Origin of the sequence: Granulicella sp. S190 (assembly GCF_009766095.1) — a bacterium.
Taxonomy (GTDB): Bacteria; Acidobacteriota; Terriglobia; order Terriglobales; family Acidobacteriaceae; genus Edaphobacter.
Window position 1 is genome coordinate 58,643 of record NZ_LMUD01000040.1, and the last position, 24,514, is coordinate 83,156.

Sequence of the window (24,514 nt, forward strand, 5' to 3'; positions counted from 1 at the left end):
AAGAGATATCCGATAGGCGTACGAAGAGTAGAAGAAAGTAAATGCATGATCGAGCACGAGGAACCATAAGGTGGATTTACGTTGACGGTTTCATCTTCATTCAGCAAGACGCTTCCTGCACGACATGAAGTTGCCAGACATCTTGGTCGCAGCAGGCGCGACTTTCTTCGCAGTACAGCTGGACTCGCGCTAGGAAGCGCACTGATGAGCGGCAGCCCCTTTGTGCACGGACAAGCTGCGGCAAAGAAGCGAAAAGTCATCGTCGTTACCTTTGGTGGAGGTGCGCGAGATCAGGAGACGTTCGCTCCTGAAGGGCAGGAAAACATCCCACATATGCTCCGCGAGTTGGCTCCTCAGTCCAGCTTCTTCACTCAGGTGATGAACCAGGGGATATTGGGCCACTACGTGGCGACCGCAAGCCTGGCAACCGGCGTCTACGAGACGCTCAACAACTTTTCGGCAGTTCCACCCGACCATCCCACAGTGTTCGAGTACTTCCGCAAGGATCTCAATCGGCCATCATCAAGCACGTGGGTCGTCGCTCCCAGTAACGGCTTCAATCGAATTGGCGAAAGCGACAATCGCTCCTATGGTCCGGGCCTCGGGGCCAAAGTCATCTTGCCGAAGCATTTACTCAGTGCGGCAACCTCTGGAGCCACTGCGGACTACAACCACCTGCTACGTGACAACTACGAGACGCCGCTCTACACCCCGCAAATCGGAGGCGGCGAGTTCGAACTCCAGCAGATGGAACAGATATTGAAGCTCTCCGTCGATGACTTCAAGACGCACGCGCGAACTGTCTCAAGCCCGGATGAACTCTCCATTTACATTACGAAGCGCCTGATGAAGCTGGAATCTCCCAGTCTGTTATGGATCACGATGCACGACATCGATATCGCTCACTCCGGCGCTTACTCGCTCTATATTGAAGCAATTCGGCGCACCGACCGTCTCTGTGCGGAGCTCTGGCAGGCAGTCCAGGCCGAGCCCGAATATGCGGGCAACACAACGATGTTCATCCTTCCAGACTTTGGCCGCGATGCCGACGAGGATGCCGGCGGGAACGGATTTCAGCATCACCGTACCGGTGACGCAGCGTCACGCACTACCTGGATGATGACCCTCGGCGCAGGTGTTCGCCAAGGAATGGTGTATGACCGTCCGTTGCAATCGATTGATCTTGTCCCTACTCTCGGCTCAATCATGGGCTTCTCTCCCAAACTGTCACGAGGCACACCGATCCACGAGTTGTTGTAATTATGTTGCCAAGCGATCTCAAAGCCGAACAGTTTGCCGGATATCCCCCCAAGGCGAGGGAGCTCGCAGTGGCTCACCTTGGAACGCTGCGACAGCTGCCGCTCAGCTTCGTACCAAGTTTGTTGCGCGAAGTTATTGACTACGACTTCAAGTTTCCCGCAGAGCGCTCGTCAATCGATCGGGAACTTGCCACTCTCAGTTCACTTACGCCCGCGCAGCTCAGGGAATGGTTTCAACCGTTCTCTCAACTCTCGCTCTCGCCCAAGCTTCAGAGTCTTGATTGGATCAACCAGCCAGGTCAATTCGTCGAACAGCTATCCGCATATCTTTGGACGACTCATCAACTGGATGCATTTCGCGAGGCAGCGACGACATACGGAGACCGTACCCGCACGGTAGCGGCGTCAGACCCAGCTGCCGTGCGCAGGCTGGGAATCGCGGTTATAGGGCAGGGAGTTGAGTCGTATGACGGAACCCTCTTTCGCAACCTGCGCAAGCACGGCACCTACTTTAAGCGAGTCGAGCCGGAACGCGGAGTTGAGCTCTTGCTGACCAGCGTCGAGACCAGGGCAAAAGCACATCCCGTTCCTTACGGACATTGGTACATCGATGGAGGGCAGCACGCGGAACACAGCCCGTCGCTCACTTGCGTGTCATTTCAAAAGCTAGAGCCCGTTCGCGCCGCATTGCTGAAAAACATTCAAACCGAAATCGCAAGACCGGGGATGGGGCCGGAGGAGCTGCGCACACATATGGCGCGCCTCTCTCCTTCGGATCTCGGGATGGAACGAGGGGGAGACGAAGTGCTGGCGCGTTTTGAGGTCAAGCTCTTCACCGAGGGTTCTGGGACGCAGATCTTCAGCACAACCTTCGCTCAGTGGGCGACGCGCGAGGCATTGCGAAGGGCACAACCGCATACCCTATTGGTGCGCTATGCACCCAGGCAACGACAGAAGCCAATGAATGAGCTGATGGCTGTCAGCGACAGCAAACCTGAGCTAGATCCCCTGGGCTCACTGATAGATGCGGACATGGGCGCTTACTATCAGTGGATCAACCAGCAGCGGCTGCCTGAGTCTGAACAGTCATCGTTCCTAGTCTGGTTCGAAGGCCATAATCAGGCCCTTGTTATTGGCCCCTCACTGCCTCGGGGCACAGAGTCGAACACGATTCTTAATCTGGGAGAGTTGCTCTCCGTTGCCGTCGGCCGGACCTAAATGTGAGGAGTCTATCAGCGACTGATGGGCTTTAATGTGCTGGTCCCAGGAGTCGATTGAACCGGTTCGTCCACTCGAAGAATCTGGTCCGCCTTTATCTCGCCGAGCTTCTGGACGATACCACTGGGCCAGTGAATTTCAATCTCCTTTGCGACTGATTCCGCACCGAGCCCGAAGTGCGCGCGCTTATCGTTGGAGGAGAGGTAGCCGCCCGCCGTCGAAACGGTGACATATTGCGGGCCTTTGGATGTTGTCAGTTTTATCTCTGCGCCGATGGCGTCCCGGTTGCTGCGGTGTCCAACCAGGCGAAGAGTGAGCCAGTGATTCTGCGTCTCAGTTTCGTTATGCAGGATGTGGGCGGCTCCGCCGTTTGCTGTGACGACCGCGTCGATACGTCCGTCATTGTCGAGATCTCCTACTGCCATCCCGCGACTAACCCAAGGCTGCGCAAAGACGCTTCCTGAGGCCTCGGAGACATCTACAAAGCCATGACCAGTGTTACGTGCGAGAAGCATCGGCTCCTTGTAGTGAAGTTGCGGCGAAGTGAGTTCGATAGTGTCGAGATCGTGGCTCTGGGCGATAAGGAGATCCTTGAGTCCGTCGTTATCGTAGTCGAGAAAGTGCAGGCTCCAGCCGGAGTGGAGGAGAGTGATACGGCCAATGCCTGACATGTAGGTGTCGTAAGTGAAGCTGCCGTCGCCGTTGTTTTTGTAGAGGGCGTATGCCTGGTTGGCAAGGTTGGTGATGACGAGGTCGGGAAGTCCATCGTTGTTGTAGTCTTCAAAATCGATGCCCATGCCGGCGTAGGTGCGGCCATCACCGTCGACTGCGATCTCGGCGTTGAGCCCGATTTCTTCGAAGGTGCCATCTCCTTTGTTGCGATAGAGGAACTCGAGCATGGAATCGTTCGCGACCGCTATATCGATCTTGCCGTCACGGTCAAAGTCGGCGAGGGCGATGCCAAGACCTTTGCCGGGGACAGAGATCCCGTTTTTTTTAGAGACTTCGGTGAAGTGGCCGTTTCCGTCATTGTGATAGACCAGCGGAGCGATCGCAGGGAATGTGTCCGGATGACAGTAGGCGCGGTAGCCGTCACGGTGCTCACCGCACCAGATGTCATCAAAGTCCCATTTGACGTAACGAAGGACGACGAGGTCGAGCAGGCCATCGTTATCGAGATCGACCCAGGCTGCGCTGGTCGACCAGCCGCTGCCAGCGGTTCCGGAGCTTTCGGTGATGTCGGTAAAGGTGCCGTTGCCGTTGTTGTGATAGAGGCGATTGCCGCCATAGGCTGTCACGTAGAGATCTTCGAAGCCGTCATTGTCGAAGTCTCCTACTGCGACGCCCATGCCATAGCCAATGCCTTTTAGTCCGGAGTGTTCGGTGGCATCTTCGAAACTGCCGTCCTTTTTCTGGTGATAGAGGCGATTCCAATCCTGGGGACCCGACTTCTGCGGAATCGTGCCCTTTGGTGTTGGATTGCTTAGAGGAGCTCCGTTGACGAAAAAAATGTCGAGTAGACCATCATTGTCATAGTCGAAGACCGCTACGCCCGAGCCCATTGTCTCGAGCAGATACTTTGCCGAGGTGTGAGACGCGACGCCTAGAAAATGGACTCCACTACTTTGGGTGATATCTACGAATTTGCCGGGTATCGCGGGCCCTTCTTCAGAATGTTGTGTGGCAATGCGAGGAGGAGGCGAGGTCTGCCCGAAGAGAACAGATGCAGTCAGAAAACAGAGTACAACCGCACCGCCGATGCTTAAGGATCGCGCGGTCAGAGGGATTGGGAGTTGTGTCGGGAGTTTCGCGGCCTTAGATGAATCTCCTAAGTACACTGTTCGCTCTTTCTGCTTGTGCGATCTGGTGATTTCGATCTATTGATATGATCTCTCTCTTTGGCCATTGGGCAAGATTTAACTGGCAAAGTCCTCGTTTTTGGCCTACCCGTTTTTTTCGTTGCAGGAGCAGAAGATGACTGATTGCCCTCTTCCAATGCTGCGAGGGTATGGCCCACCTCCCCAATCCAGGGCTGTAGAGTAGCACAATTGTGAGAGTGTCTTCGGCAGCCTTTTTAAATCGTCCCGCGCCCGAAGACGCCGCGCCCATTCTTCTAATTACATCAGCCCTGATCGAGTTAATGAGATGGTCGCCATGGCCAACAAGCTGGCCCGCATCGCCTGGGGTGTGCTCTCCAGCGGTAACAAGTACAGACCCGGTCGCAACCTAACGGTTCTAGTTTACTTCGACAGTTTATTTTTGTTCGCGTCGCGAGAAAGCGAGCGTACCTATGTGCTCGTACCTGGATTAATATGATGAATATGTGTGGTGTCTCATCTATGAATTTTTCCGAACGTCTGGAATCGTCTCCCGTTATCCTGACCGAAGGTGCTGTCGTGACGCGCCTCAACTACGAATTCCATCTCTCTACTCCGGATTCCGCAGCGTTCGTACATCTATTTGATCGCACGGGTCGCGCCGCCCTGGATGCAATCTCTCGCAGTTACATGCAGATTGCGGCAGACCACGACCTGCCGATGCTGGTGAGCACACCGACTTGGCGAGCGCACCCAGAAGGTCTCGCCCGTCAGGGCTTTACGGCTACCAATGATCTTGCGCGTGTCAATCACGAGGCTGTTAGCCTCCTCCACGACATGCGTCGAGACATGGGACTTGAAGAGACTGTCTATATTTCTGGCGCCGTGGGCCCGCAGTTTGATGGCTATGATTCCAAAGGGCGCCTGATGCGACAGCGGCAGAGGCTTACCACGATGCCCAGGCGCAGATACTAGCAAGTCTCGACATTGATCTTCTCTACGCACCTACGTTTTCCAGTGCGAACAAACTGCTTGGCGTCTCCCGTGCGTTCGCTAAGACCAAGCTGCGCTATATCATCGCACCAGTCATCGATTCTGTCGGCTGTCTCCCGGATGCTGTGGCACAGGCGAAAGCCATATTCGAGCACTGGCGCAGCGATTTGCGCTTGGGGCCTCCCGTACGAATTAGATAACGCAGTTGAGCAAAGGTTGGCCGTGCCGCAACCGTTCGATATTTGCAGCGACGACGTCGGCGATGTCGTTGAACGACTCCTCCGTTACTCCTGCAAGATGAGGAGTGGCGATGACATTCGGCAGGGACAGAAGCGGATGGCCCACAGGCATCGGCTCCTGAGAAAACACGTCGAGGCCGGCGCCAGCAAGATGCCCCTCTTTCGAGGTCGAATACAAGTTATCCTCGTCGAGAAATCCACCGCGCGCGATGTTCAGAAGATAAGCGCCGAGGCGCAGACAACTCAGCTCATGCATGCCGATCGTTCCGCGCATCTCGGTGAAATACCGCATGCACAGCACCAGAATGTCCGTCTCTGCAAACGCCTTATCGCGATCGGCCACGGAGAAGCAGTGGTCAAGAGCGAACTCCGAGACCTTCTCAGAGAGCGGATTGCGAGTGACTCCGATCAGCCGAACGCCGAACGTCTGTAACCGTTTGGCGAGTGGTAACGCAATCGCGCCCAATCCATAGAGGCAGACAGTGCGTCCCGCCAATACCTTGCCGATCGGCGCTCCAAGAATGCTGGCGCGAACATTTGCCTGCGCCCTGGGGAGATCTCGAAGCAGCGCAAGAATCAGCAAAAGCGCATGCTCCGCTACCGATTCCGCATTGCCTCCAGTCGCGGGTACGTTGGCCACACGGACTCCGTTTTCGCGAGCTGCCGCAAGATCTACGCCTTCAAGACCCGCGCCCCACTGCTGCACAAGACGAAACCTTCCCACCTCCATCTCATGCCGCCCTACGCGCTCCATGCGCGGAATCACCACGTCGACACCATCCAGCATCGGGCGGACCGGCCACTCCGGACAGACGATCAGCTCGTCGTTTGCATCGGGTGGGAGTCTTCGCCGCAGGTAGTCGGGCTCGTCGGGAAACGCATCTCCGCAGAAAAGGATCCGCATCAGAGCACCTCCTTTTTTCGCGATGACGGCTCCGCTTCGACCTTATGCAGCACATCACGGCCGGCGCTGCGTTCGTCGCGGATGGCCATCATGGTCGCATTGGCTCGTGCGATCAACCGGTCTCGCTCATCGAATACGTCGCACTCGAAGAAACTCAGATTCTGCCCTCGCTTCACGCATCGTGCCTCCGAGCGAAGCAGCCCCCCGAGCGCAGGACGCAGGTAGTTGATCTTTGATTCGACAGTAGTGCCCGTCTCCTCAGGGGAGAGCGAGGCAATATGAGCCAGGCCAATCGCAGTATCGGCAAGTGTAAAAATGGTACCGCCATGGGTGTAGCCGAAGACATTCTGATGTCTCTGATCGCAGATCATTTTCACATTCGCTGCTCCCGGCTCAACGGATTCCACCTCGAAGCCCATCAGGGTACCTAACGGCATCATTGCCGCGTCCTTGCGCCGCAACGCATCAAGCTGCGACACACGTGTCTCTGAAACAAGAAAACTCGCCATATTCCAATGCTACGGTTGGTCTATTCATACTGTCCAATATCGAAAGTTCGATGATCTATATTGATTTAGATATGAATGAAATTGTCGATCTGCGCCAGATCAAATATTTTCTTGCAGTAGTAGAGACACTTCACTTCAGCCGTGCAGCCACAAAGCTCGGTATGGCTCAACCGAACCTGAGTATGCAGATCAGGAAGTTTGAGGAGGCTCTGGGATGCGCCCTGTTTGAAAGGACAACTCGCGGAGTCGCGCTGACGCCGGCCGGCGCATACCTGGCCAGGCGAGCGGAGATGCTGCAGACTCAGTTTCAGGAAGTCATGAACATGACCCAGCAGATTGGGCGAGGCGAGGAAGGTGCGCTCGCCATTGGGTTCAATGGGTCTGCAATGTATGGCCGCTTGCCTCTGGCTCTGGAACGTTTTCGCCGTCAGCATCCGGGGGTAGCAGTGCAGTTGCGGGAGATGTACGCAGCCGATCAGATGCCATTGCTCCTCGATGGAACACTTGACGTCGGTTTCATTCGAGATGGCACCCCAACATCCGGGCTGAAGATGACCTCTCTCACGCGCGAACCGTTCCATGCGGTTCTACCTCAGTCCCATCCCTTGGCAAAAGAAAAGGGACCGATCCGGCCAAGGGCACTTCGCGACGAGCGCTTTGTTCTGTTCGCACCGCGAATCGCGCGGCTCGCGTTTGAGCGGACGATGGAGGTCTGTAAGGCAGACGGATTCACGCCAAATATCTCACTTGAGGCGCCGCAGTGGGTAACGATCGTGAGCCTTGTTGCAGCGGGCATGGGAGTCTCACTCGCTCCGGCATCCGTGAACAAACTCAATATTCCCGGTGTTGTTTTCCGCCCGCTTCGCTCAAAGGGTTGGTCGTCCGTGGACGTATGGACAAAGCTTGATCCCCCTAATCCCGCGGCCAGAGTTCTTCTGAAGATCGCGCAGAAAGAGTTCTCGGGAGGTGAGCCGAAGAGTTGATAGGGGAGAGAGAGTGGTGGACGCGGTAGGGATCGAACCTACGACCAGTCGATTAAGAGTCGAATGCTCACATCATACTAACCGCCTGTATATTCATTGATTTGAATGCATTTACAGCCCTTTCCGCCCGCACAGACGCATGCCGCAAGTTGTTCAATTTGTTCAGTAGATTTGGAGATGTCTTTGGACGTTGGTCATGTTTTGGTCAGGTTCCATTAGTTCTTCTTGACCAGGTGCCGATTCACGTGGGTTCTGGATTTAGACCTGTCCTCGCAAGGACATCCTGTTGGTTACAAAGATGAGTCAAGAATTCATCTTCTAAAAGGACGTGGGCAAGCGGATCGACGTTTAAACCGATACAGCAAATTACCTTCCTCCAATTTCAAATACCGGTAGATACTTCGTAGTTCTTACACCAAACTATTTGGCTCTGACGAATCCAAAAATGACTGCCGCATCTTTCCCGTGGTACCCAAATCGAAGGGGACAAAGACACTCGACCGTTCCGTAACGTCAGTTCCCACTTCGGCCTTGCCGATGGCATGAGACATACATCGATTCGCTCGCCGCAGCCACAGGGACAAGAGAGTATCGCCCACTTATATCTAGCGGGCTTCCCCATGACGAAGAGACGATCGCCGAGCACGTCTGGAAGTTCCTGCATGGACGGGATCAGTTGGAGATGGAGTTGATCGGAGCGCTGTGCGACCGTAGCCCACAGGCGCCGTAGGACATTCTTGCTGTGCATAGGAGAGCATGATGCCACACTGCAACGTCTTGTTCTTATGCACCGGCAATTCGGCGCGATCCATCCTGGCCGAGGCCATCATGAACCGGAAGGGAGCGCCGAACTTCACTGCTTATAGTACCGGGAGCCATCCGTCAGGAAAGGTACGCCCGGAGGCGCTTCGACAGATGGAAGATGCGGGGTTGAATATTGCTGGTTTTCGCAGCAAGTCATGGGATGAGTTTGCCAAGCCGGATGCGCCGGTGATGAACTTTGTCTTCACGGTCTGTGACAACGCTGCGAACGAGGCCTGCCCTGTGTGGCCGGGGCAGCCGATCACGGCACATTGGGGCGTACCTGATCCAGCAGCCGCAATGGGAACGCCGCAAGAGATCGAGCGGTCGTTTACGCAAGCCTTCTACATTCTGGAGAGGCGCGTCACTCTCGTGCTCTCTCTTCCACTTACCAGCCTGGATTCGATGGCGCTCAAGAGCGAGTTGGACAACATCGGAAAGAAGTAACGGGAGACATCATGTTCAGAGTCATTTTCGCTTGTGTTCACAATGCCGGACGTTCCCAGATGGCGGCGGCCTTCTTCAACCAGCTTGCAGACCGGCAGAAGGCAGAGGCCATCTCGGCAGGAACGGAGCCGGGCGCGCGCGTCCATCCCGAGGTTCAGGCCGTCATGCAGGAGGTCGGGATCGACCTGAGCGATGTCAAGCCTCAGAAGCTTATCAAGGAATTGGCGAAGGACGCAGACTTATTTATCACGATGGGATGTGGTGACAAATGCCCTTATGTTCCCGGTTTGAAGAGGGATGATTGGCCGATCCGCGATCCTAAAGGGCTTTCGCCGGACGAGGTGCGTACTATCCGGGATGAGATCGAGGAAAGAGTGCAATCGCTCATCGCGAACTTCCCAACAAGCGCAGTGGCCGCTGGTGATCTAGCCAGCCAAGATTTATCGTAAGAAGCATGGAACGTCCCACCGCAACACGAGCCTGCGTTATCGCATGGCTGTTGTGCGCGGTGTTGGCTTGCCTGGCAGTTCACTCGCCGCACTGCGACTTGTGCGATGGGCCGTACTTTGTTGCCTCTTCACACCACTCTCATGCCAACCACCCGCTACCTGCCGCTTCGGATACCTGTAACGGAATCTGCTCGTGCTGTGGGTTTCGCGGGCTCCCGAATGCAAGCCCTGTCCTGGATCTGGTAAGTACGGTGACCACAGGTGTTTGGCCTGAATCGACTTCCCCTGCCCGTGGCCCGCGCTCGCCCATATTTCGACCACCCCGCATAGCATTCTCCTCTTAGCCTGTCGGCGCCCGCGCCCCTTCGCGCGGACACACACAACTTCAATATGGAGATTCGTTATGCGTATACGCTCGTTCACGCTCGCTGGAGCGTGCCTGTTTCTGTTTTTGTGTCTGCCCGCTCCTGGACAAACCTTCGGAGGTAAATCCTCGACCCATCCACCACCAGCAGCCGAGAACAAAGACCCTGTAGCTATCCTTGAACTTGGCGCCTCCACAAGCTGGAACTTCAGCGGAGGCGCGGCGACGTTCGCGCCGAACCTTGCAGCGGAGATTACGCCCATAGAGAATTGGCTGGAAATTGAAGCAGGCGTGTCGCCCTTCTACACTCGCAATTCTACGGAGTGGGACACCGACCTGCTCTTCAAGAAACCGTGGACCCTGTCGCGGACGGCAGAGTTCATGCTGGGCGTCGGTCCCGAGTGGGTTCACCTCAACCAAAATGGGAAGGCGAGCAACTCGATAGCTGGTGAGGTGGCGGGAGATTTTATGTTCTGGCCAAAGAGAAAGCACTGCTTCGGATGGTATCTTGAACCGGCTTACGACTACAGCTTTGCAAGAGGTCACCAGCAATCCATTGGCATGAGCGGCGGTCTGCTAATTGGCATTCCGTGATGCCCAGGGGCGATAGAAAAGTCGATTAGTGCGAAGGGAGAAGGGGAGGACCTTCTCCCCTCACTGAAGTCCGTGGCTGTAGATGTCCCTTCCGCAATGCACGTTCCTTCATCATCACGAAGAAGACGGGCACCAGGATCAGGACGCCTATAGTGGACGTAATCATGCCGCCCACTATAGGCGCAGCAATCGGCTTCATCACATCCGAGCCGATACCGGATTCCCAGAGGATCGGAACGAGACTGGCAAGCACAGCGCAGACGGTCATCAGTTTTGGCCTCAGACGATGCACCGCCCCTTCGATGGCCGCGGCTTCCACATCAGCCTCGGTCAATGTCTTTCCGCTTTGCAGTTTGTTTTCGAGCGCTTCATGGAGATAAACAACCATGACCACGCCGGTTTCTACCGCGATCCCAAAGAGCGCGATGTAACCAACGGCCACGGCGACGCTGAAGTTGTAGTGAAGAAGCCATTGCAGGAGCAGCCCTCCACTCATCGCATAGATGGTTGGAAAGATGAGAACAAGCGCTTCGGCAACTGAGTGAAAGACCAGATACAGCAATAGAAAAATCACAAAGAAGACCACCGGGAGAATCAATTGCAGGCGTTGTTTGGCACGTAGTTCTAGTTCATATTCTCCCGACCACTGGAAGGTGTAATTGGCGGGCAAGGCGAGTTTGTCGTGAATCAGTTTGTTCGCTTGTGCGACGAAGCCGCCGTAGTCGGAGTTCTTGAGATCGATGTAGATGTATCCCGTCAGTGCGCCGTCTTCGTCCCGAATCATTGCAGGGCCATGCGTGACGGAGATCTTCGCTACCTGACCGAGCGGAATCTGCGCTCCCGAAGGTGTGCCGATCAGCACGCCACGCATCTTCTCGACATTGTCGCGGAAGTCTCTCTGGTAGCGGACATTGATCGGATAGCGCTCTCGTTCCTCGATGTTCTCGGCAATATTCTGTCCGCCGATGCCGGATGAAACCGCTGTCTGCACGTCCGCGATCGTGAGACCGTAGCGGGCCGCCTCCTCTCGCTTGACCTCAACATTGACGTAGAAACCTTGCGCGACCTTTTTCGGCAAAGACGGATCTCACCTGCGGAAGCCCTGATAGGACAGTCTGAAGCTGCGAAGCCAACTGCTGAATGCCGTCCACATTCGGCCCCTGCACCTTCATGCCCAGAGGTGTCTTGATGCCGGTCAGCTCCATGTCTAAGCGGTTCTCTACCGGGCTTGTCCAGGTATTCGAGAGCCCCGGAATCTGGAGCTTCTCATCCATCTGCTGAATGAGCTTTTCGTAGGTTATTCCAGCGGGCCATTGCTCCCGTGGTTTGAGCATGAGCGTGGTGTCATACATATCCAGTGGAGCATTGTCAGTTGCGCTGTCTGATCGCCCAACCGCACCGACTACGCTGGCTACTTCCGGAAAGCTGCGCAGAACACGGTCCTGCTGCTGCAGGAGTACCTTCGCCTGTTCAATGGAGATGCCGGGGAGAGCAGTCGGCATATAGAGGGTGGAGCCTTCAAATAGCGCTGGCATGAACTGGCTGCCCAATCGGGATGCAAGCGGAAACGTGATCAGCAGAAAGATCAGGTTGACCACAATGGTGAGCCAGCGATGGTGCAGGCAGAACTTCAGGATAGGCAGGTAAATCGCCTGCGCGATGCGTGAGATTGGATTCGCATTCTCCGGCTTCAGCCGCCCTCGAATCAGCAAGACCATCAGGACCGGAACCAGCGTAATGGCGAGGATGGAGGAAGAGCCGACGGCCAGAGTTTTGGTCCATGCCAACGGGCGGAACATCCGGCCCTCCTGCGCTTCGAGCAGGAAGACCGGCATGAAGGAAACAACGATGATAATCAGCGAGAAGAAGAGCGCTGGACCAACCTGCTTCGCCGAGTTGATAAGAATGGCTTGTCGCTCCGGCTCCGATACCGGGTTTGCGTCGTTTTCCTGCCGTTTCGAAAGATGACGATAGCCATTTTCGACCATCACAATGGAGGCATCGACGAGCACACCAACGGCCAACGCGATGCCGCCCAGCGACATGATGTTCGAGCTCACGCCCAGCCAGTACATCGGGATGAAAGACATCAGTACCGCGATGGGTAACGCGACAATTGCGATGAGCGCCGAACGGAAATGAAAGAGGAAGACGATGATGACCAGGCTGACGATGACGGCTTCTTCGAGTAGATCGCGCTGCAATGTTTTGATCGACGCATCGCGTTCATCGAGTGACTCGTTCCGATGGCGGACTTTGCGAAGAGGTCTCAGTCAACTCTGCCCACGCGCGCAAACTTGAAATCGCTCTTAGTTTTTCTAAATGCGGACTTGGATAACGTGCTCTATTGTCCGTTTTTCTGAAGGGACTCCTTATTCGGAAGAACACGGATTTCACGACGGATCACATTGTCGTCTACATCGATTTTAACGGGGCTGCGGCTTCGGACCTGACAATTTCAAGTTCAAATCGAGTATGGCCGCCCTTCGAGTGCGCGCTCGACCGATTTCAAATCCCCAGGCGGGGCAAGGGGTGCTCATCGACTTCTGGGCATCCCCTGCCGGAGCGCGATGGCCGTGCTTTATCGGAGCGTTACGACTTAAAGAGGGGGGAGCGGTCGTTTTGGCTCTCCTCTGACCCATCCGTTACTTTACGGTGGCTAACCGTTACTCCAAGGGGGCCAAACGGAAGTTGTAGTGTGAAAAAGTGGTACACCCCTGTACGCTTCAGAGGTTATGCTTGGAGGGAAAGTGGGTCTGGTTGAGTTTAGCTCCTTTGAAGATAGTCTTCATCCTTGTTGTAATGCCATTCTCTCTGCCAACCAATACGTAAGGAAGATGAAAGGTGGTTCACAGTCGATGTTAGTTCGAGCCAATGATGGCAGAAACTACGTTGTAAAGATGTCGGACAATCCCATAGGCCCCAACCTCCTTGCCAATGAACACGTGGGCAGCCTCGTTGCAAAAGCTGTCGGGCTCCCCGTAGCGGAAGCCAAGGGGATATGGCTCTCTGACAGCTTCATCGACAGTCACCCGGACCTGTGGTTCGAACTTCCATCTGGAGTACGCCGTCCCAATAAGGGGATGCATTTTGGCAGTCTGTTAGTAGGCCAAACCTCTGGCGCTGACCGGCCAACGGAATACATAAGCCCTTCGAGAGTCAGCATGATCACGAATCGGCAGGCGTTTTTGGGGATGTACCTTCTTGATGTTTGGGCCAACCATCAAGATAACCGTCAGGCTATCTTCCGACGAAGTTCGACAAACGCTCAGGAAGTTTGCTTCATTGATCACGGCCATATGTTCGGCGGCCCAGAATGGAACTTTCAAGGTAATCTTGGTTCCGCTCTTCATTTAGAGATGGCAGTCTATACAGATCTTTGGCAAGATGAACAAGTAGCCTCTTGGATTTCACGATTTCAAACTATCATTCCGGAAGTGCTCACATCGATTGTCGCCCCTATGCCATCAGAATGGTATTCGGGAAACTTGCGTGAACTGCTCAGCAATTTAGCGGATCGCTTACTTCGCTTGCCGGAACTCGTCCAAGCAGATTCAGAAAAGACTTGGCACCCAAGTCAACAGAAAAGCATAGATGAATATCTGCGAGTATCAGATTTTGGAATACACGACCTCAGAACTCCGGGCACACGGAGTGCCTTTCGTCATAGTCGTGCGACTGCCTGAACGTAGTTCATACGCGTTACAGGTTCTTTGCCTGCGGGATTGGAAAATGAAAATTGGAGTTGCCTCCCAATGGGAGATTGATGAAATCGAAACCTTCTTAGAAGATCTTCGACTTCAAAGTAACGAACAGAGTTCGATTGCCGCTTTGTTTAAACGCTTAGCCAATCTGAACGTTGGCCCCATGCGTGCCATCGTGTCGGGCTCTTGCTCCGTGCAAGACCTAAATGAAGTGATCCAAGAGTTCTTTGATGTTGTTCGCGGATCTTTGCCTTGGCACGAGTATTTCGATAACCTTCTTTAGATCCAGAATGGGAATGCGCTCATAGGCCATTGCGTTTTTGTCAGCGTTGGTAGGCGATGTGCCCTTTACCATCTGATTTATGGAAACAGCGATCATCGAGAGTGGGGGCGACCATTCCTCGCATTCAGAAACCGAAATTACGCCGGCCATGCCGCTATCAGATTGCTTTGAAGCTTTTGTGGGACTGCGAAATGTCTGTCTAATCTCCGTTACTTTTTGGATTGTTCTTGCGAAGGTCATCCATACGCTGCACTTCATGTTTCACAATCCACAGTGATGATTATTTCCTCTGAGTGAATTGTCTGAATGCAGCCCTGGTATCCAGAGCACAACGATTCCAGGCAGCCGGCACAACTCGCTGCGCCAAGTTGCAGGCGCTCTCAAGAGCGCAGCATCCGGACAGCCGGCTGTGGCGAATGGAGCGCGGTGCAGGTAAAACTGATGGGCTCCGGTAAAACTGAACCAAAGCAAATGTTAGTCTTCGGCAAAATCTGAAGGGAGATTTTGCATGAAGAAGAAGTGATTTTCTGTGTAGCAGATTGTGGCCGTGCTGAAGCAGGCGCAGCTGGGAGTGCCTGTGGCGGAGGTGATTCGCAAGGTTGGGATCAGCGAGCAGACCTTCTATCGATGGAAGAAATAGCATGTTGGTATGGAGACGGACCAAGCACGGCAGATGAAACAGCTCCAGGAAGAAAATAGCCGACTCAAACAACTGGTCGCAGATCTAAGTCCGGATAAGACGATGCTGCAGGAGGTGCTCAGAAAAAGTTCTGAAGCCCTCGGGACGCCGTCCGATGGTCGATCATCTATGTGACCAGTATCGGGCGAGCGAGCGGTGCGCCTGCCGGGTTCTTTTGATGAGGCGAGGCACATATCGCTACTAGGGCTATCAGGAGCCATGGACGGAGTTGCGAATGCGAATACGCGAGATCGCGCAGAGCAGGGTGCGCTAGGGGGATTGTAAGATCCGCGTGCTGCTGAGCTGGGACGTTGGGAAGTATCTGATATATCAGTTGCAGGATGGAACGCGCTTCCGAGCGTTGACGATCCTCGATATTTACACACGGGAACCTGCCTGCTCAGTCTCAATGCTCCTCACAGGTGCAAATGGCTCCCTTTTACTCTGTCCTTGACAACAAGACTGCCTCGGCTTCGAGTTCTTCAGCGAAGATCTAGCCGAGATTAGACGGTACTAATCCAGCGTAGATAGATTACGTCACAATTACGGGTTAGATTTTTATCACCCGGATTCTTTATTTAGCCAAATCGCGTCTTGGCGCTTAGCCACGGCTGGGACTGGCAAATTAGAAAATCATAAATAGCGCTGGTCAGTTTTTGGAATCGAAGGTGCAGAGAGAGGTCAGGCAGCAGTGCTCTATCTGCACGCGAGACTACCTTACAACACGCAATGAAGATTAGAAGTCACTGCGCCTGGTTCAAAAGGGGGGATTTAAACGGATGAAACAGGTTGATTGTGGTTTATTCCGAAAAGCTAGTAATGGCTATAAGCCGATTATGGATAACCGGCTTATAGCACGCTCGGTCTTTAAATTGCGGTGCTTTTTTATTGCCAGTTGCTGTGTCTTGCTTGGCTTTCACGAAGAAGCTCTTGCTCAGCCTGCATTTATCTTCCCGTCTACAGTCCAGGTCGCGGGCGGATCTCTGACCGAATCGGTTACGGTGACGATTCAGTCTGCAGGAAGTCTCGCTGCAGTTCATGTGGTGACCCAGGGCGCCACCAACTTAGATTTCAACGGTTCCGGGATCGGCTCGTGTATCACTGCATCCTACGTTCAGGGACAGACCTGCGCCGTATCTGTCACCTTTACGCCTAAGTACCCTGGAGCGCGCATCGGAGCCATCTTGTTGATCGCTGACGATGGTCATGTCATGGCGACGCAATATCTCTCCGCTGTAGGGACAGGCGGCCTCAACGTGGTAGTTCCCGGCCAGATCAACACTGTAGTTGGCGACGGATGTCTAAGCGATAGCACCTGTCCCAGCAGCGGCGGCACACCTGCCACCCAATCCGCTTTGAAGCTTCCTCTTGGAGTGGTAACGGACGTCGCAGGGAATCTTTATGTCTCTGACACCGGAGGCAACAGTATTCGCAGGATCGATCTCACCGGAAATATCGCAACCATTGCAAACAATAGTGGGGTTGCGGGTTCGAGTGGAGATGGAGGTTCGGCTGTATCCGCTCTGATCAATCAACCGTCGGCGATTGCGATCGATGGAGCCGGCAACGTTGTCTTTGCCGACACAGGGAATAGTGCGATCCGCAAGATCGATGCGACTACAGGCAATATCTCGACGATCGCTGGAACTCTCGGGAGCTCAGGATTCGGCGGAGAAGGGCAGGCCGCGACAACTGCGTTACTGTCGTCACCTCAAGGTTTTGGCTATGACAAGAACGGCAATCTCTTCATCGCGGACACCGGAAACAATCGCATTCGTAAGGTGGATGCCTCCAGCCAACTCATCACAACCATCGCTGGGAACGGAGGTGCTGGGTTCTCTGGAGATGGCTCTGCAGCAATCTCGGCTCAGTTCGACCAACCGTGGGGCCTTACGATTTCGATAAATGGAAGCATCTATATCGCTGACTTCGCGAACAACCGCGTTCGCAAGATCGATGGAGTCACCGGAGACGTCACAACCGTTGCTGGAAATGGCAGCAGCGGCTTTGCAGGGGACGGTGGCCCCGCAACAGCAGCTACTTTAAACAGCCCGGCCAGTGTCATTACTGACCCGGCAGGCAATTTCTATATCGCAGACTCTGAGAATAACGTTATCCGTAAGGTCAACGTCGCAGGTGTCATAAGTACGATCGCCGGTAATGGCACGGCTCTCTTTGGTGGCGATGGTTTCAGTGCAGCACTTGCAGGCCTTTATAAGCCTTACTCGGTCTACCTTGATGGCGCAGGCAATCTCTTTCTCGCTGACCGTCTGGATCTTCGTATTCGTGAGATCAGCGCGTCTACAGGTAGCCTTCAGTACCCCACTTTGAAGGAGGGGAAGATCTCCTCACCTATCGCACAAAAACTAGAAAACGATGGCAACACACCACTCAACCTGTTTGATCTCACGGCCGAGCCGGCCACTCAAAATGCGGCTTTAGATCTCAACCCGACAGACCCGATCACAACTACATGCTCGACCTCTCACCCGCTAGGCGTTGATGGTAGTTGCATTCTAGCGGTAGAGTTCGCGCCGATCACTGTGGGCACTCCGGGAACGGGTGTCCTGTCGGTCACATCCGACGCTGGTAACAATCCCACTGGCGTAGATCTAACTGCCACTGTGCTCTCGGTCGATCCAAGCTCGACCACCGTTACATCAAGTCTCAACCCAGCCGGGGTTGGTTTGGCAGTGACATTTGCTGCTCATATCGCAAGCCCGAACCAGGTAACGGGAACCGTACAGTTTTTTGATGGGTCAACTCCGATAGGTGTTCCTCAGCCGGTGGACCCTTCGTCTGACACCGCAACGATCACTACCTCGTTTTCTGTTCTCCAGGGCCACACCATTACTGCTGCCTATAGCGGCGATAATTTAAATGCTGCCAGTTCACCCAATCATCCGCTCATCGAGACAATCGAACAGACGACATCTCTCAACGTGATCCCAAGTGCGAATCCAGTCGCCAAGTTTGTTGAGGTGACCTTCGCGGCTACGGTGGCAGGATGGATCATACCTCCCGCGGGAGTCATTTCATTTTCAGATGGCTCGGTCGCTCTCGGAGCCTCGACTTTGAGCAGCAACGGAACTGCATTCTTCACCATGCCTCTGCTTCCAGTAGGGACACACGACATCACGGCTACATTCGCCGGAGACGCGAACGATTTCACCAGCAGCTATTCCTTTGTGCAGACGATCAATCTTGCTCCTACATCGACCATATTGAGTACGAGCTCTGCTGTAGCGCAGTTTGGAACCCCAATTACTTTGACCGCTACGGTGACGGGAGTAAGCGCCTCAATACCAACTGGTGCCGTCAACATCATGGACGGCACCATCGTTCTCGCATCCATACCGTTGAACGGAGCAGGTGTCGCGACCTATATCAACGCGAGCCTGACTTCGGGAACGCATACGATCACCGCTGTATACCAGGGAGATGTGAACTATGCGACTAGTAAATCGACTCAGATCATTACGGAGACCATCTCGCAGACGCCGACGGTTACTGCTCTTTCTTCGAGCACGACCAGCTCGCTCTCTGGAAGAGCTGTCGTTCTTAGCGCATCTGTCACGGCAGCAGGGGGAAGCCCTCCCACTGGAACGATCGCATTCATGAACGACAATGTATCCCTCGGAACAGCAAATCTCAGCCATGGCACGGCTTCTCTGAGTGTCTCCAACCTGAGTGTCGGAACGGATAATCTGACCGCGATCTATAGTGGCGACTCCAACGATGTCGGCAGCAGGTCGCGGGTGGTTACGATCGTCGTTCTGCAAACTCCAACTTCGACGGCTGTCTCATCAAGCCAAAGTCCGCTCCCCACTCTTACTTCAGTCGTAATCTCTGCGGCGGTCTCCAATGGAGGATCGATTTCGCCTACTGGGCTGGTTACATTTTCCGAAGATTCGATCTCAATTGGAGTTGGCACTCTGGATGCGAGTGGTGTCGCGACTATCTCGATCCCATCTTTGCCGGCGGGCTCTCATACGTTCACGGCCAGCTATGCTGGCGATATTCAGGACATCCCAAGCACTTCCGGATCCTTTGTCCTGGTTGTGCAGCCTCGCTCTACCACCGACATCTTGACCACCTCGGCGACCTCCCTGAGCGGAGGCCAGCAACTGACACTTATCTCCGTTGTCCGCGCTATAGGCACTCCTCCTGCTACGGGGCCAACTGGAACCGTAACATTTCTATCGGGAAGTACCACATTGGCTACTACTCCCGTCGACGCGACAGGAGTGGCAACCGTCACCGTCATTCTGTCTGGAAGCACAGCTACCATCTCATCTACCTACGGAGGCGACGCCAACTACGCGCCCTCCTCTTCCTCGCCGACTCAGGTGACCATCGGTCCGGCACCTGATTTCAGTTTGGGAGCCACTCCGTCTACCTTTCAGATGCAGACTAAGCAACACAGTACGATTGCTCTTACATTGACCTCGGTCAAAAACTTCACCGATGTTTTTTCGCTTGGTTGCCTTGGGCTACCTCAGAACGCTACATGTACCTTCTCCAAGGACCAGGCGGAGCTACCTGCCGGCGGGGTGCTGCCCCTAACTGTAATCGTCGATACGAACTCTGCGTTGTTGAGCGGAACAGAGGCGCGTCTGGAACCCCGCTCCAAGGCCAACACAGTTCTTCTAGCGTGCTCACTTCCAGGTCTACTCGGTCTTGGACTGCTGGCCTTTCGAGCTAGACGGTCGGGCTTTAGTCACAGCCTCATCGTCTTGGTCGCGCTTTGTATGGTGGCCCTGGGCATTGCCGGTTGCGGCAATATCCAAAGCATCGGCACCCCACCGGGCACCTATAACTTTGTCGTGAATGCAACGGGTCGGACCGGCGTCTCGCAGTTTGTCAATATGACTATGACGATCACGAGATAGGGGGAACTTAATGAAGAATCTGTTCGCTCTCATCTCTTTCGGCTGCTTTTTAGCCTGTTGCCGCCAAGGTGATGCCCAGGCAGAGCCCACGGCAACAGCGCCGGGCGCTTACATCTCGGTCGGCACGACCTATTCCTTGTTCAATACCGGTTACGGCGGACAAAAGGTGCTGGGCTCTGGTGCCTATATTGACATCAACCCCGTTCGGGCTGCTGGCCTCGAAGCAGAGGGACGATGGATGAAGCAGAGCGGATGGCCCGACATCGGCCAGTCCGCGTATTTTATCGGGCCGCGAGTCCAATTTCGTAAAGGACCGTACACCCCTTACGTGAAGACTCTCGTCGGTCTAAGCTATTTCGAATTCCCCTACGATGCAGCAAAAGGGCGATACTTTACAGTTGCGTCGGGTGTAGGAGTGGACCTTATGCTGGGTAGCAATCTGAAGATCCGGTTGATTGATGTGGAGTATCAACAATATCCGCAGTTCACGTTTGGTACGATCAGCCCCTACGGTGTCAGCTTTGGCATAAGCTATCGAGTCTTCAACGGGAGTCGATGAATGCCAGAGAGGAATTGCAGTCCTCGATAAAAAGGACACGAAAACTGAAGCTCAGAGTAATTGGCAGGTGCGGGCGATTTGGAAGCTACAAGAAACATTCCCGACGACTCAGTCGATTGTCGTATCGCAAAGCTCTTCACGAAAGAGGAGAGACAGAATGAAACTGTGAAATCCATAAAAGCTATCTTTTTCTCCTTGCCAAAGGCGGGGGTCTTCTTGACCGGGTCGAGCAACATATCACATTCTGCACCAACTCTCAAAGATTGAGATTTGAGACTACTTCCCACGAAATGCAGCTCTGGCTAATGTTTTCTTGCTGGCTTCTTAGCGAGGTGCGACGACGAGCGGACCGAGCGATGCGAATGGCTTTATAAAATGTGTGTCTCACTGGAAGGCCTGAACTATTTCATCGACCGACACTATTCAGCTCCTCCTGCTGGCTAGTTCGGAGGCCTGGTGGTGGGTTCGAGTAATGGAAATGCGTTTGTCGGTGAGTGACATCTGTGCTCGATTGTAACCACTGCAGTTCAGCCGAATGGGCGCTCGAAGCAAACGTGATGCGTGGTGGATTGCTAGAGCAGTTCTGCAGGGTGTAATGACGCTGCGATATGAAATGCAAGGATCCTTCCCCATTCGGCACGCCCAGGGTCTTCGGATTCGACAAGGTGCGATACCGAGGCATTGCGACAAATCATCATCGGCTCTGCACGAACTTCGCCCTCATCAACCTCTACCTTCACCGCAAACGCCTGGCAGAACTCGGGGCATAAGTACGCCTGGAGGACGCAAAAACAGCCTCCAGTCCACCCAAATCAAAGGTCAACCCATCCACTCCGACGATCCCTCTGGCAGATCTCACCTCGCCAACGAAGTCAAATGTCCGCGCAGAGGCTCCCTAGAGGCGAAGAAAGCGGTTCACGCTTCCGCGTAAATGACCCACTCTTCGTGATGAGGCTACGAAAGGGTAGGTCACCCATTGTTGAAATAACCCACCTTTCGCGATGAGGTTTTTCCCAAGGACATGTGGTCGCAGTTCGTTATTCACAGGTTGTGGTGAGTTCCATTATGGGAGTTGGTCTTACTTTGAGGTATTACGAACGGCTCTTAGGTCGATAAAGAGACTATCGGTCGTCCTGGAGATATCTCTGTGAACTGTACTACGCACACTGTCTTATTACTGCTGGGGAGCTTCGCCAGCAGCTGCCCGTACCAACTACTTGCATCGAATAACTCGTCTAACCAGCCTTCTAACTCCGGTTGTCCTGAAGTGGTTGGAGTGAAAGCCGGCACGAACTCCATAACTACCGACGCAGGCTGTCGCACTCGAGAAGTTGCAAAGTCGGAGGCCTCAGCAGCTGCTGAACCGGGGAGCGATCATAGGGTTGCGACGGAGTTACCGGGCAAGGTCTCTCCCTCCACGGATTTGAAGACTCCGGGTGTTATCGGCGTATTGAGAACTACGATCAAGGTAGAAGGTAGACCAACCACTACCGATACGACGGAGGGATTTGAGCGAAAGGTCAGCGAGAAAGAGATCGAGGAGTCTGCGGGTACGTTTGGCGATCCGTCGCGGTTTCTGCAGCTGCTGCCCGGTGTGGTCTCTGACAACGATCAGTACAACGACTTTATCGTTCGCGGAGGAAACCCGGATGAGACGCTCTTCCTGGTAGACAATATCGAGGTCCCTTCGATCAACCAGCTTGCGCTCTCCGATACGACCGGCGGCTTTGTGTCGATGATCGATAACGCCGCGGTCCAGAAGTTGACCCTGCACACGGATGCCTACGACAGCAAATACGATCAGCGGCTATCTTCCATTGTGGAGTTCTCTACCATACCGGAGGGCAAGACCGTTGCGCACTCGGAGTCGGAGCTGGGCATCGCTGGAGTCGGAGGGTCGAGGACCGTGCCTTGGGGAGACGGATCTCTGTTTGTCTCCGCTCGTCGGAGCATCCTGAATTTGTTGACCAACGACATCGGGCTTAACGGTGTGCCCATCTATTCGAATGCGTTGATCAGAGCTGATAAGCGCGTGGACGATAGGAACAACTGGTGGGGTTTATCGCTGACGGGGATCGACTCCATTAATATTCATCCGAGTCCGACGGATCCGTTCGAGACAAATCCATACGATATTCACTATCAGGGTTGGAGAAATACTACTGGATTGAACTGGCAGCATGTACTTTCGGCGCGATCATTTGGTGTGCTTAGTGTGAGTAACTCGCAGCAGTCACAGACGGTGCTGCAAGATGCGCAGCTGCTGAACGAAGCACCTATCTACTCCGAAGAGTCGAGCGATGGTGTCAGTACGATAAAGTATGATTGGACCTTGCAGGCGAAGCAGTGGCTGACGGTGACCTCGGGTGCTCGGGCGTCAGTCGATCGTCTGGACTATCGGGTGGATCAGCCGCTGGGGCTGCAGAATCCTTACAGCGAAGATCCGGCTCCGCTGGATGCGACGTCACTGAATCGAAGATTTACACCATTCTCCTCGGCCGTGTATGGGCAGGCGAGCGTGTTGCTGCCGCATGGGATGAAGTTGGTTGGAGGGGAACGAGTCTCACAATGGGCCATCACTGGAAGTACGATCTGGAGTCCGAAGGTTTTGTTTGTGGCGCCTATTCTGGGCAGGCTCGTCCATGTTGGCTATGCAGAGTATGCGCAGCTTCCGCCGAATCTTTATCTGGTCTCGTTTACGAACCAACAGACGTTGAAGCCGATTCGTTCGAAGCAGTATACGGCGGGGATCGATGTGGTACAGAGCTTGCATATCGCGGTCTCGGTGGAGGCTTATCGGAAGCGTTACATGGATTATCCGGTGGCTACTAACTACCCGCAGCTTTCGTTGGCAAATATTGCCGATACGTTTGGACAAGCCTTCTTACTTTTTCGTATGACGAGTGCAGGGCTGGGACTGGCGCAGGGAGCGGAGTTATCTGTTCGATATAAACCTACGTCGGGATTTACGGTGACGAGCGCGGTGACGTATGCGAGGAGCTGGTACTCCGGGTTGGATGGCGTGTTGCGGCGCGGTAACTATGACATACCATTTGTAGCGAATATCGCGGGGACACTTGCTTTGCGGAAGAGGATGGTGCTCACGTCTCGATATAGCCAAACCTCCGGGCGGCCATATACGCCGGACAATATCGCGCTGAGCGATGCACAGGATCGAGACGTCTACGATCTGAGCATGATTAATGCGGCGAGATCGGCTGCGTATCATCGACTGGACTTCAGGTTGGAGCAGAGCCATCCGTTACGACGGGGCGTGTTCACGTGGCACGTCGGACTTGAGAATGCGTTGGGGTCGAGTAACTTCTATTCGTACCAATGGCGACCGCGAGCAGGAGATCTCGGCGTACTGGCGCAGGACCAGTTGCCGAGGTTTCCCGATGGTGGGATCAAGTTTCTGTTTTGAGTTGGAACTTATTGGGCCGCGGCTACGGAGAGTAGGTCGAGAGCGCCTTTGGAGTTGAAGTCGTCTGCGACACTTAGGCCAAGGGTGATGGGATCACTGTGTAAGGGGCTTCGGTATCGATCTGGACTGACCTGCCCCCAAAACCCGCACGTTTGTGAATACGAATTTATCCCGTCGCCGGAGCTGTGGCAAAGTGGGAAACGCTGGAGGCGTTTTCCAAGCAGGCGTAGCCTGCGTCTTTTCCATAGCTCGCCTTCTTGATTGCCAGTGCGAACTCATTGGGTGTTCTGTAGTCGAGGCTGCTGTGGGGCCGAACTTCGTTGTACTCCTTTCTCCAGTGAGCGATCTTGGTGCGTGCGTCGAACAGGTTGCGGAACCAGTTGGTTCGTAGGCACT

At 54.4% G+C, this 24,514-nt stretch carries 19 protein-coding genes and 2 pseudogenes; 14 read left to right on the forward strand and 7 right to left on the reverse strand.

Going from position 1 to position 24,514, the window contains the following annotated elements:
- Positions 1-204 precede the first annotated feature (204 nt).
- Together GSQ94_RS18265 and GSQ94_RS18270 are read left to right on the forward strand one after the other, a co-directional pair.
- Positions 205-1,260 (forward strand): hypothetical protein, encoded by a 1,056-nt coding sequence (locus GSQ94_RS18265; RefSeq protein WP_254063972.1) that lies wholly within the window; start codon positions 205-207, stop codon positions 1,258-1,260.
- Between the two features lie 2 nt (positions 1,261-1,262).
- Entirely contained in the window at positions 1,263-2,477 is a 1,215-nt protein-coding gene (locus tag GSQ94_RS18270; RefSeq protein ID WP_158945298.1) for a hypothetical protein, read from the forward strand.
- 14 nt (positions 2,478-2,491) lie between these two features.
- On the opposite strand, the gene GSQ94_RS18275 is transcribed toward GSQ94_RS18270, so the two are convergent.
- Positions 2,492-4,039, reverse strand: coding sequence for a CRTAC1 family protein (locus GSQ94_RS18275; RefSeq protein WP_158945299.1), 1,548 nt, complete (start codon positions 4,037-4,039; stop codon positions 2,492-2,494).
- A gap of 777 nt (positions 4,040-4,816) precedes the next feature.
- On the opposite strand from GSQ94_RS18275, the gene GSQ94_RS18280 reads away from it, so the two are divergent.
- On the forward strand, positions 4,817-5,269 hold the full coding sequence (locus GSQ94_RS18280) for a homocysteine S-methyltransferase family protein (protein WP_158945300.1): 453 nt from the start codon (positions 4,817-4,819) through the stop codon (positions 5,267-5,269).
- A gap of 210 nt (positions 5,270-5,479) precedes the next feature.
- On the opposite strand, the gene GSQ94_RS18285 is transcribed toward GSQ94_RS18280, so the two are convergent.
- Both GSQ94_RS18285 and GSQ94_RS18290 read right to left on the reverse strand, forming a co-directional pair.
- Entirely contained in the window at positions 5,480-6,430 is a 951-nt protein-coding gene (locus tag GSQ94_RS18285; RefSeq protein WP_158945301.1) for a 2-hydroxyacid dehydrogenase, read from the reverse strand.
- Entirely contained in the window at positions 6,430-6,909 is a 480-nt protein-coding gene (locus GSQ94_RS18290; protein WP_158945302.1) for a PaaI family thioesterase, read from the reverse strand. The genes GSQ94_RS18285 and GSQ94_RS18290 overlap by 1 nt, the downstream gene beginning before the upstream one ends.
- Before the next feature lie 2 nt (positions 6,910-6,911).
- On the opposite strand from GSQ94_RS18290, the gene GSQ94_RS18295 reads away from it, so the two are divergent.
- Positions 6,912-7,922, forward strand: a complete 1,011-nt coding sequence (locus GSQ94_RS18295; RefSeq protein WP_254063973.1) for a LysR substrate-binding domain-containing protein — start codon at positions 6,912-6,914, stop codon at positions 7,920-7,922.
- 382 nt (positions 7,923-8,304) lie between these two features.
- On the opposite strand, the gene GSQ94_RS21930 is transcribed toward GSQ94_RS18295, so the two are convergent.
- Entirely contained in the window at positions 8,305-8,670 is a 366-nt protein-coding gene (locus GSQ94_RS21930) for a DUF6527 family protein (RefSeq protein ID WP_371417560.1), read from the reverse strand.
- Positions 8,671-8,681: 11 nt separating this feature from the next.
- Between GSQ94_RS21930 and GSQ94_RS18300 the strand changes: the two genes are divergently transcribed.
- From GSQ94_RS18300 to GSQ94_RS18310, 3 genes are all read left to right on the forward strand, one after another.
- Positions 8,682-9,170 (forward strand): arsenate reductase ArsC, encoded by a 489-nt coding sequence (locus GSQ94_RS18300; protein WP_158945421.1) that lies wholly within the window; start codon positions 8,682-8,684, stop codon positions 9,168-9,170.
- An 11-nt stretch (positions 9,171-9,181) separates the two neighbouring features.
- A complete protein-coding gene (locus tag GSQ94_RS18305) occupies positions 9,182-9,619 on the forward strand; it encodes a low molecular weight phosphatase family protein (protein ID WP_158945303.1) in 438 nt (145 codons plus the stop codon).
- A gap of 403 nt (positions 9,620-10,022) precedes the next feature.
- The gene (locus tag GSQ94_RS18310) at positions 10,023-10,577 is read left to right on the forward strand and encodes a hypothetical protein (protein WP_158945304.1); all 555 of its coding nucleotides are present in this window, start codon (positions 10,023-10,025) and stop codon (positions 10,575-10,577) included.
- Between the two features lie 25 nt (positions 10,578-10,602).
- Here GSQ94_RS18310 and GSQ94_RS21530 read toward each other — a convergent pair whose 3' ends face one another.
- Positions 10,603-11,655 (reverse strand): efflux RND transporter permease subunit, encoded by a 1,053-nt coding sequence (locus GSQ94_RS21530; RefSeq protein ID WP_254063975.1) that lies wholly within the window; start codon positions 11,653-11,655, stop codon positions 10,603-10,605.
- Positions 11,615-12,781 (reverse strand): efflux RND transporter permease subunit, encoded by a 1,167-nt coding sequence (locus GSQ94_RS21535; RefSeq protein ID WP_254063976.1) that lies wholly within the window; start codon positions 12,779-12,781, stop codon positions 11,615-11,617. Before GSQ94_RS21535 ends, GSQ94_RS21530 begins: the two co-directional genes overlap by 41 nt.
- 546 nt (positions 12,782-13,327) lie before the next feature.
- On the opposite strand from GSQ94_RS21535, the gene GSQ94_RS18320 reads away from it, so the two are divergent.
- The 7 genes and pseudogenes from GSQ94_RS18320 to GSQ94_RS18345 all read left to right on the forward strand — a co-directional run bounded on the left by GSQ94_RS18320 (position 13,328) and on the right by GSQ94_RS18345 (position 24,118).
- Positions 13,328-14,263, forward strand: coding sequence for a HipA family kinase (locus GSQ94_RS18320; protein WP_158945305.1), 936 nt, complete (start codon positions 13,328-13,330; stop codon positions 14,261-14,263).
- A gap of 46 nt (positions 14,264-14,309) precedes the next feature.
- The gene (locus GSQ94_RS18325) at positions 14,310-14,564 is read left to right on the forward strand and encodes a hypothetical protein (RefSeq protein ID WP_158945306.1); all 255 of its coding nucleotides are present in this window, start codon (positions 14,310-14,312) and stop codon (positions 14,562-14,564) included.
- Between the two features lie 541 nt (positions 14,565-15,105).
- Positions 15,106-15,204, forward strand: coding sequence for a helix-turn-helix domain-containing protein (locus GSQ94_RS18330; protein WP_158945307.1), 99 nt, complete (start codon positions 15,106-15,108; stop codon positions 15,202-15,204).
- Between the two features lie 944 nt (positions 15,205-16,148).
- A complete protein-coding gene (locus GSQ94_RS18335) occupies positions 16,149-20,135 on the forward strand; it encodes an Ig-like domain repeat protein (RefSeq protein ID WP_216843133.1) in 3,987 nt (1,328 codons plus the stop codon).
- Positions 20,136-20,145: 10 nt separating this feature from the next.
- Positions 20,146-20,694 (forward strand): hypothetical protein, encoded by a 549-nt coding sequence (locus GSQ94_RS18340; RefSeq protein WP_158945309.1) that lies wholly within the window; start codon positions 20,146-20,148, stop codon positions 20,692-20,694.
- A gap of 644 nt (positions 20,695-21,338) precedes the next feature.
- A pseudogene (locus tag GSQ94_RS21540) lies at positions 21,339-21,464 on the forward strand (IS5/IS1182 family transposase); the annotation flags it as partial.
- Positions 21,465-21,841: 377 nt separating this feature from the next.
- Complete coding sequence (locus GSQ94_RS18345) at positions 21,842-24,118, forward strand: TonB-dependent siderophore receptor (RefSeq protein ID WP_158945310.1); 2,277 nt, start codon at positions 21,842-21,844, stop codon at positions 24,116-24,118.
- A gap of 259 nt (positions 24,119-24,377) precedes the next feature.
- On the opposite strand, the pseudogene GSQ94_RS21935 reads toward GSQ94_RS18345, so the two are convergent.
- Positions 24,378-24,514 (reverse strand): annotated as a pseudogene (locus tag GSQ94_RS21935) (integrase core domain-containing protein); the annotation flags it as partial.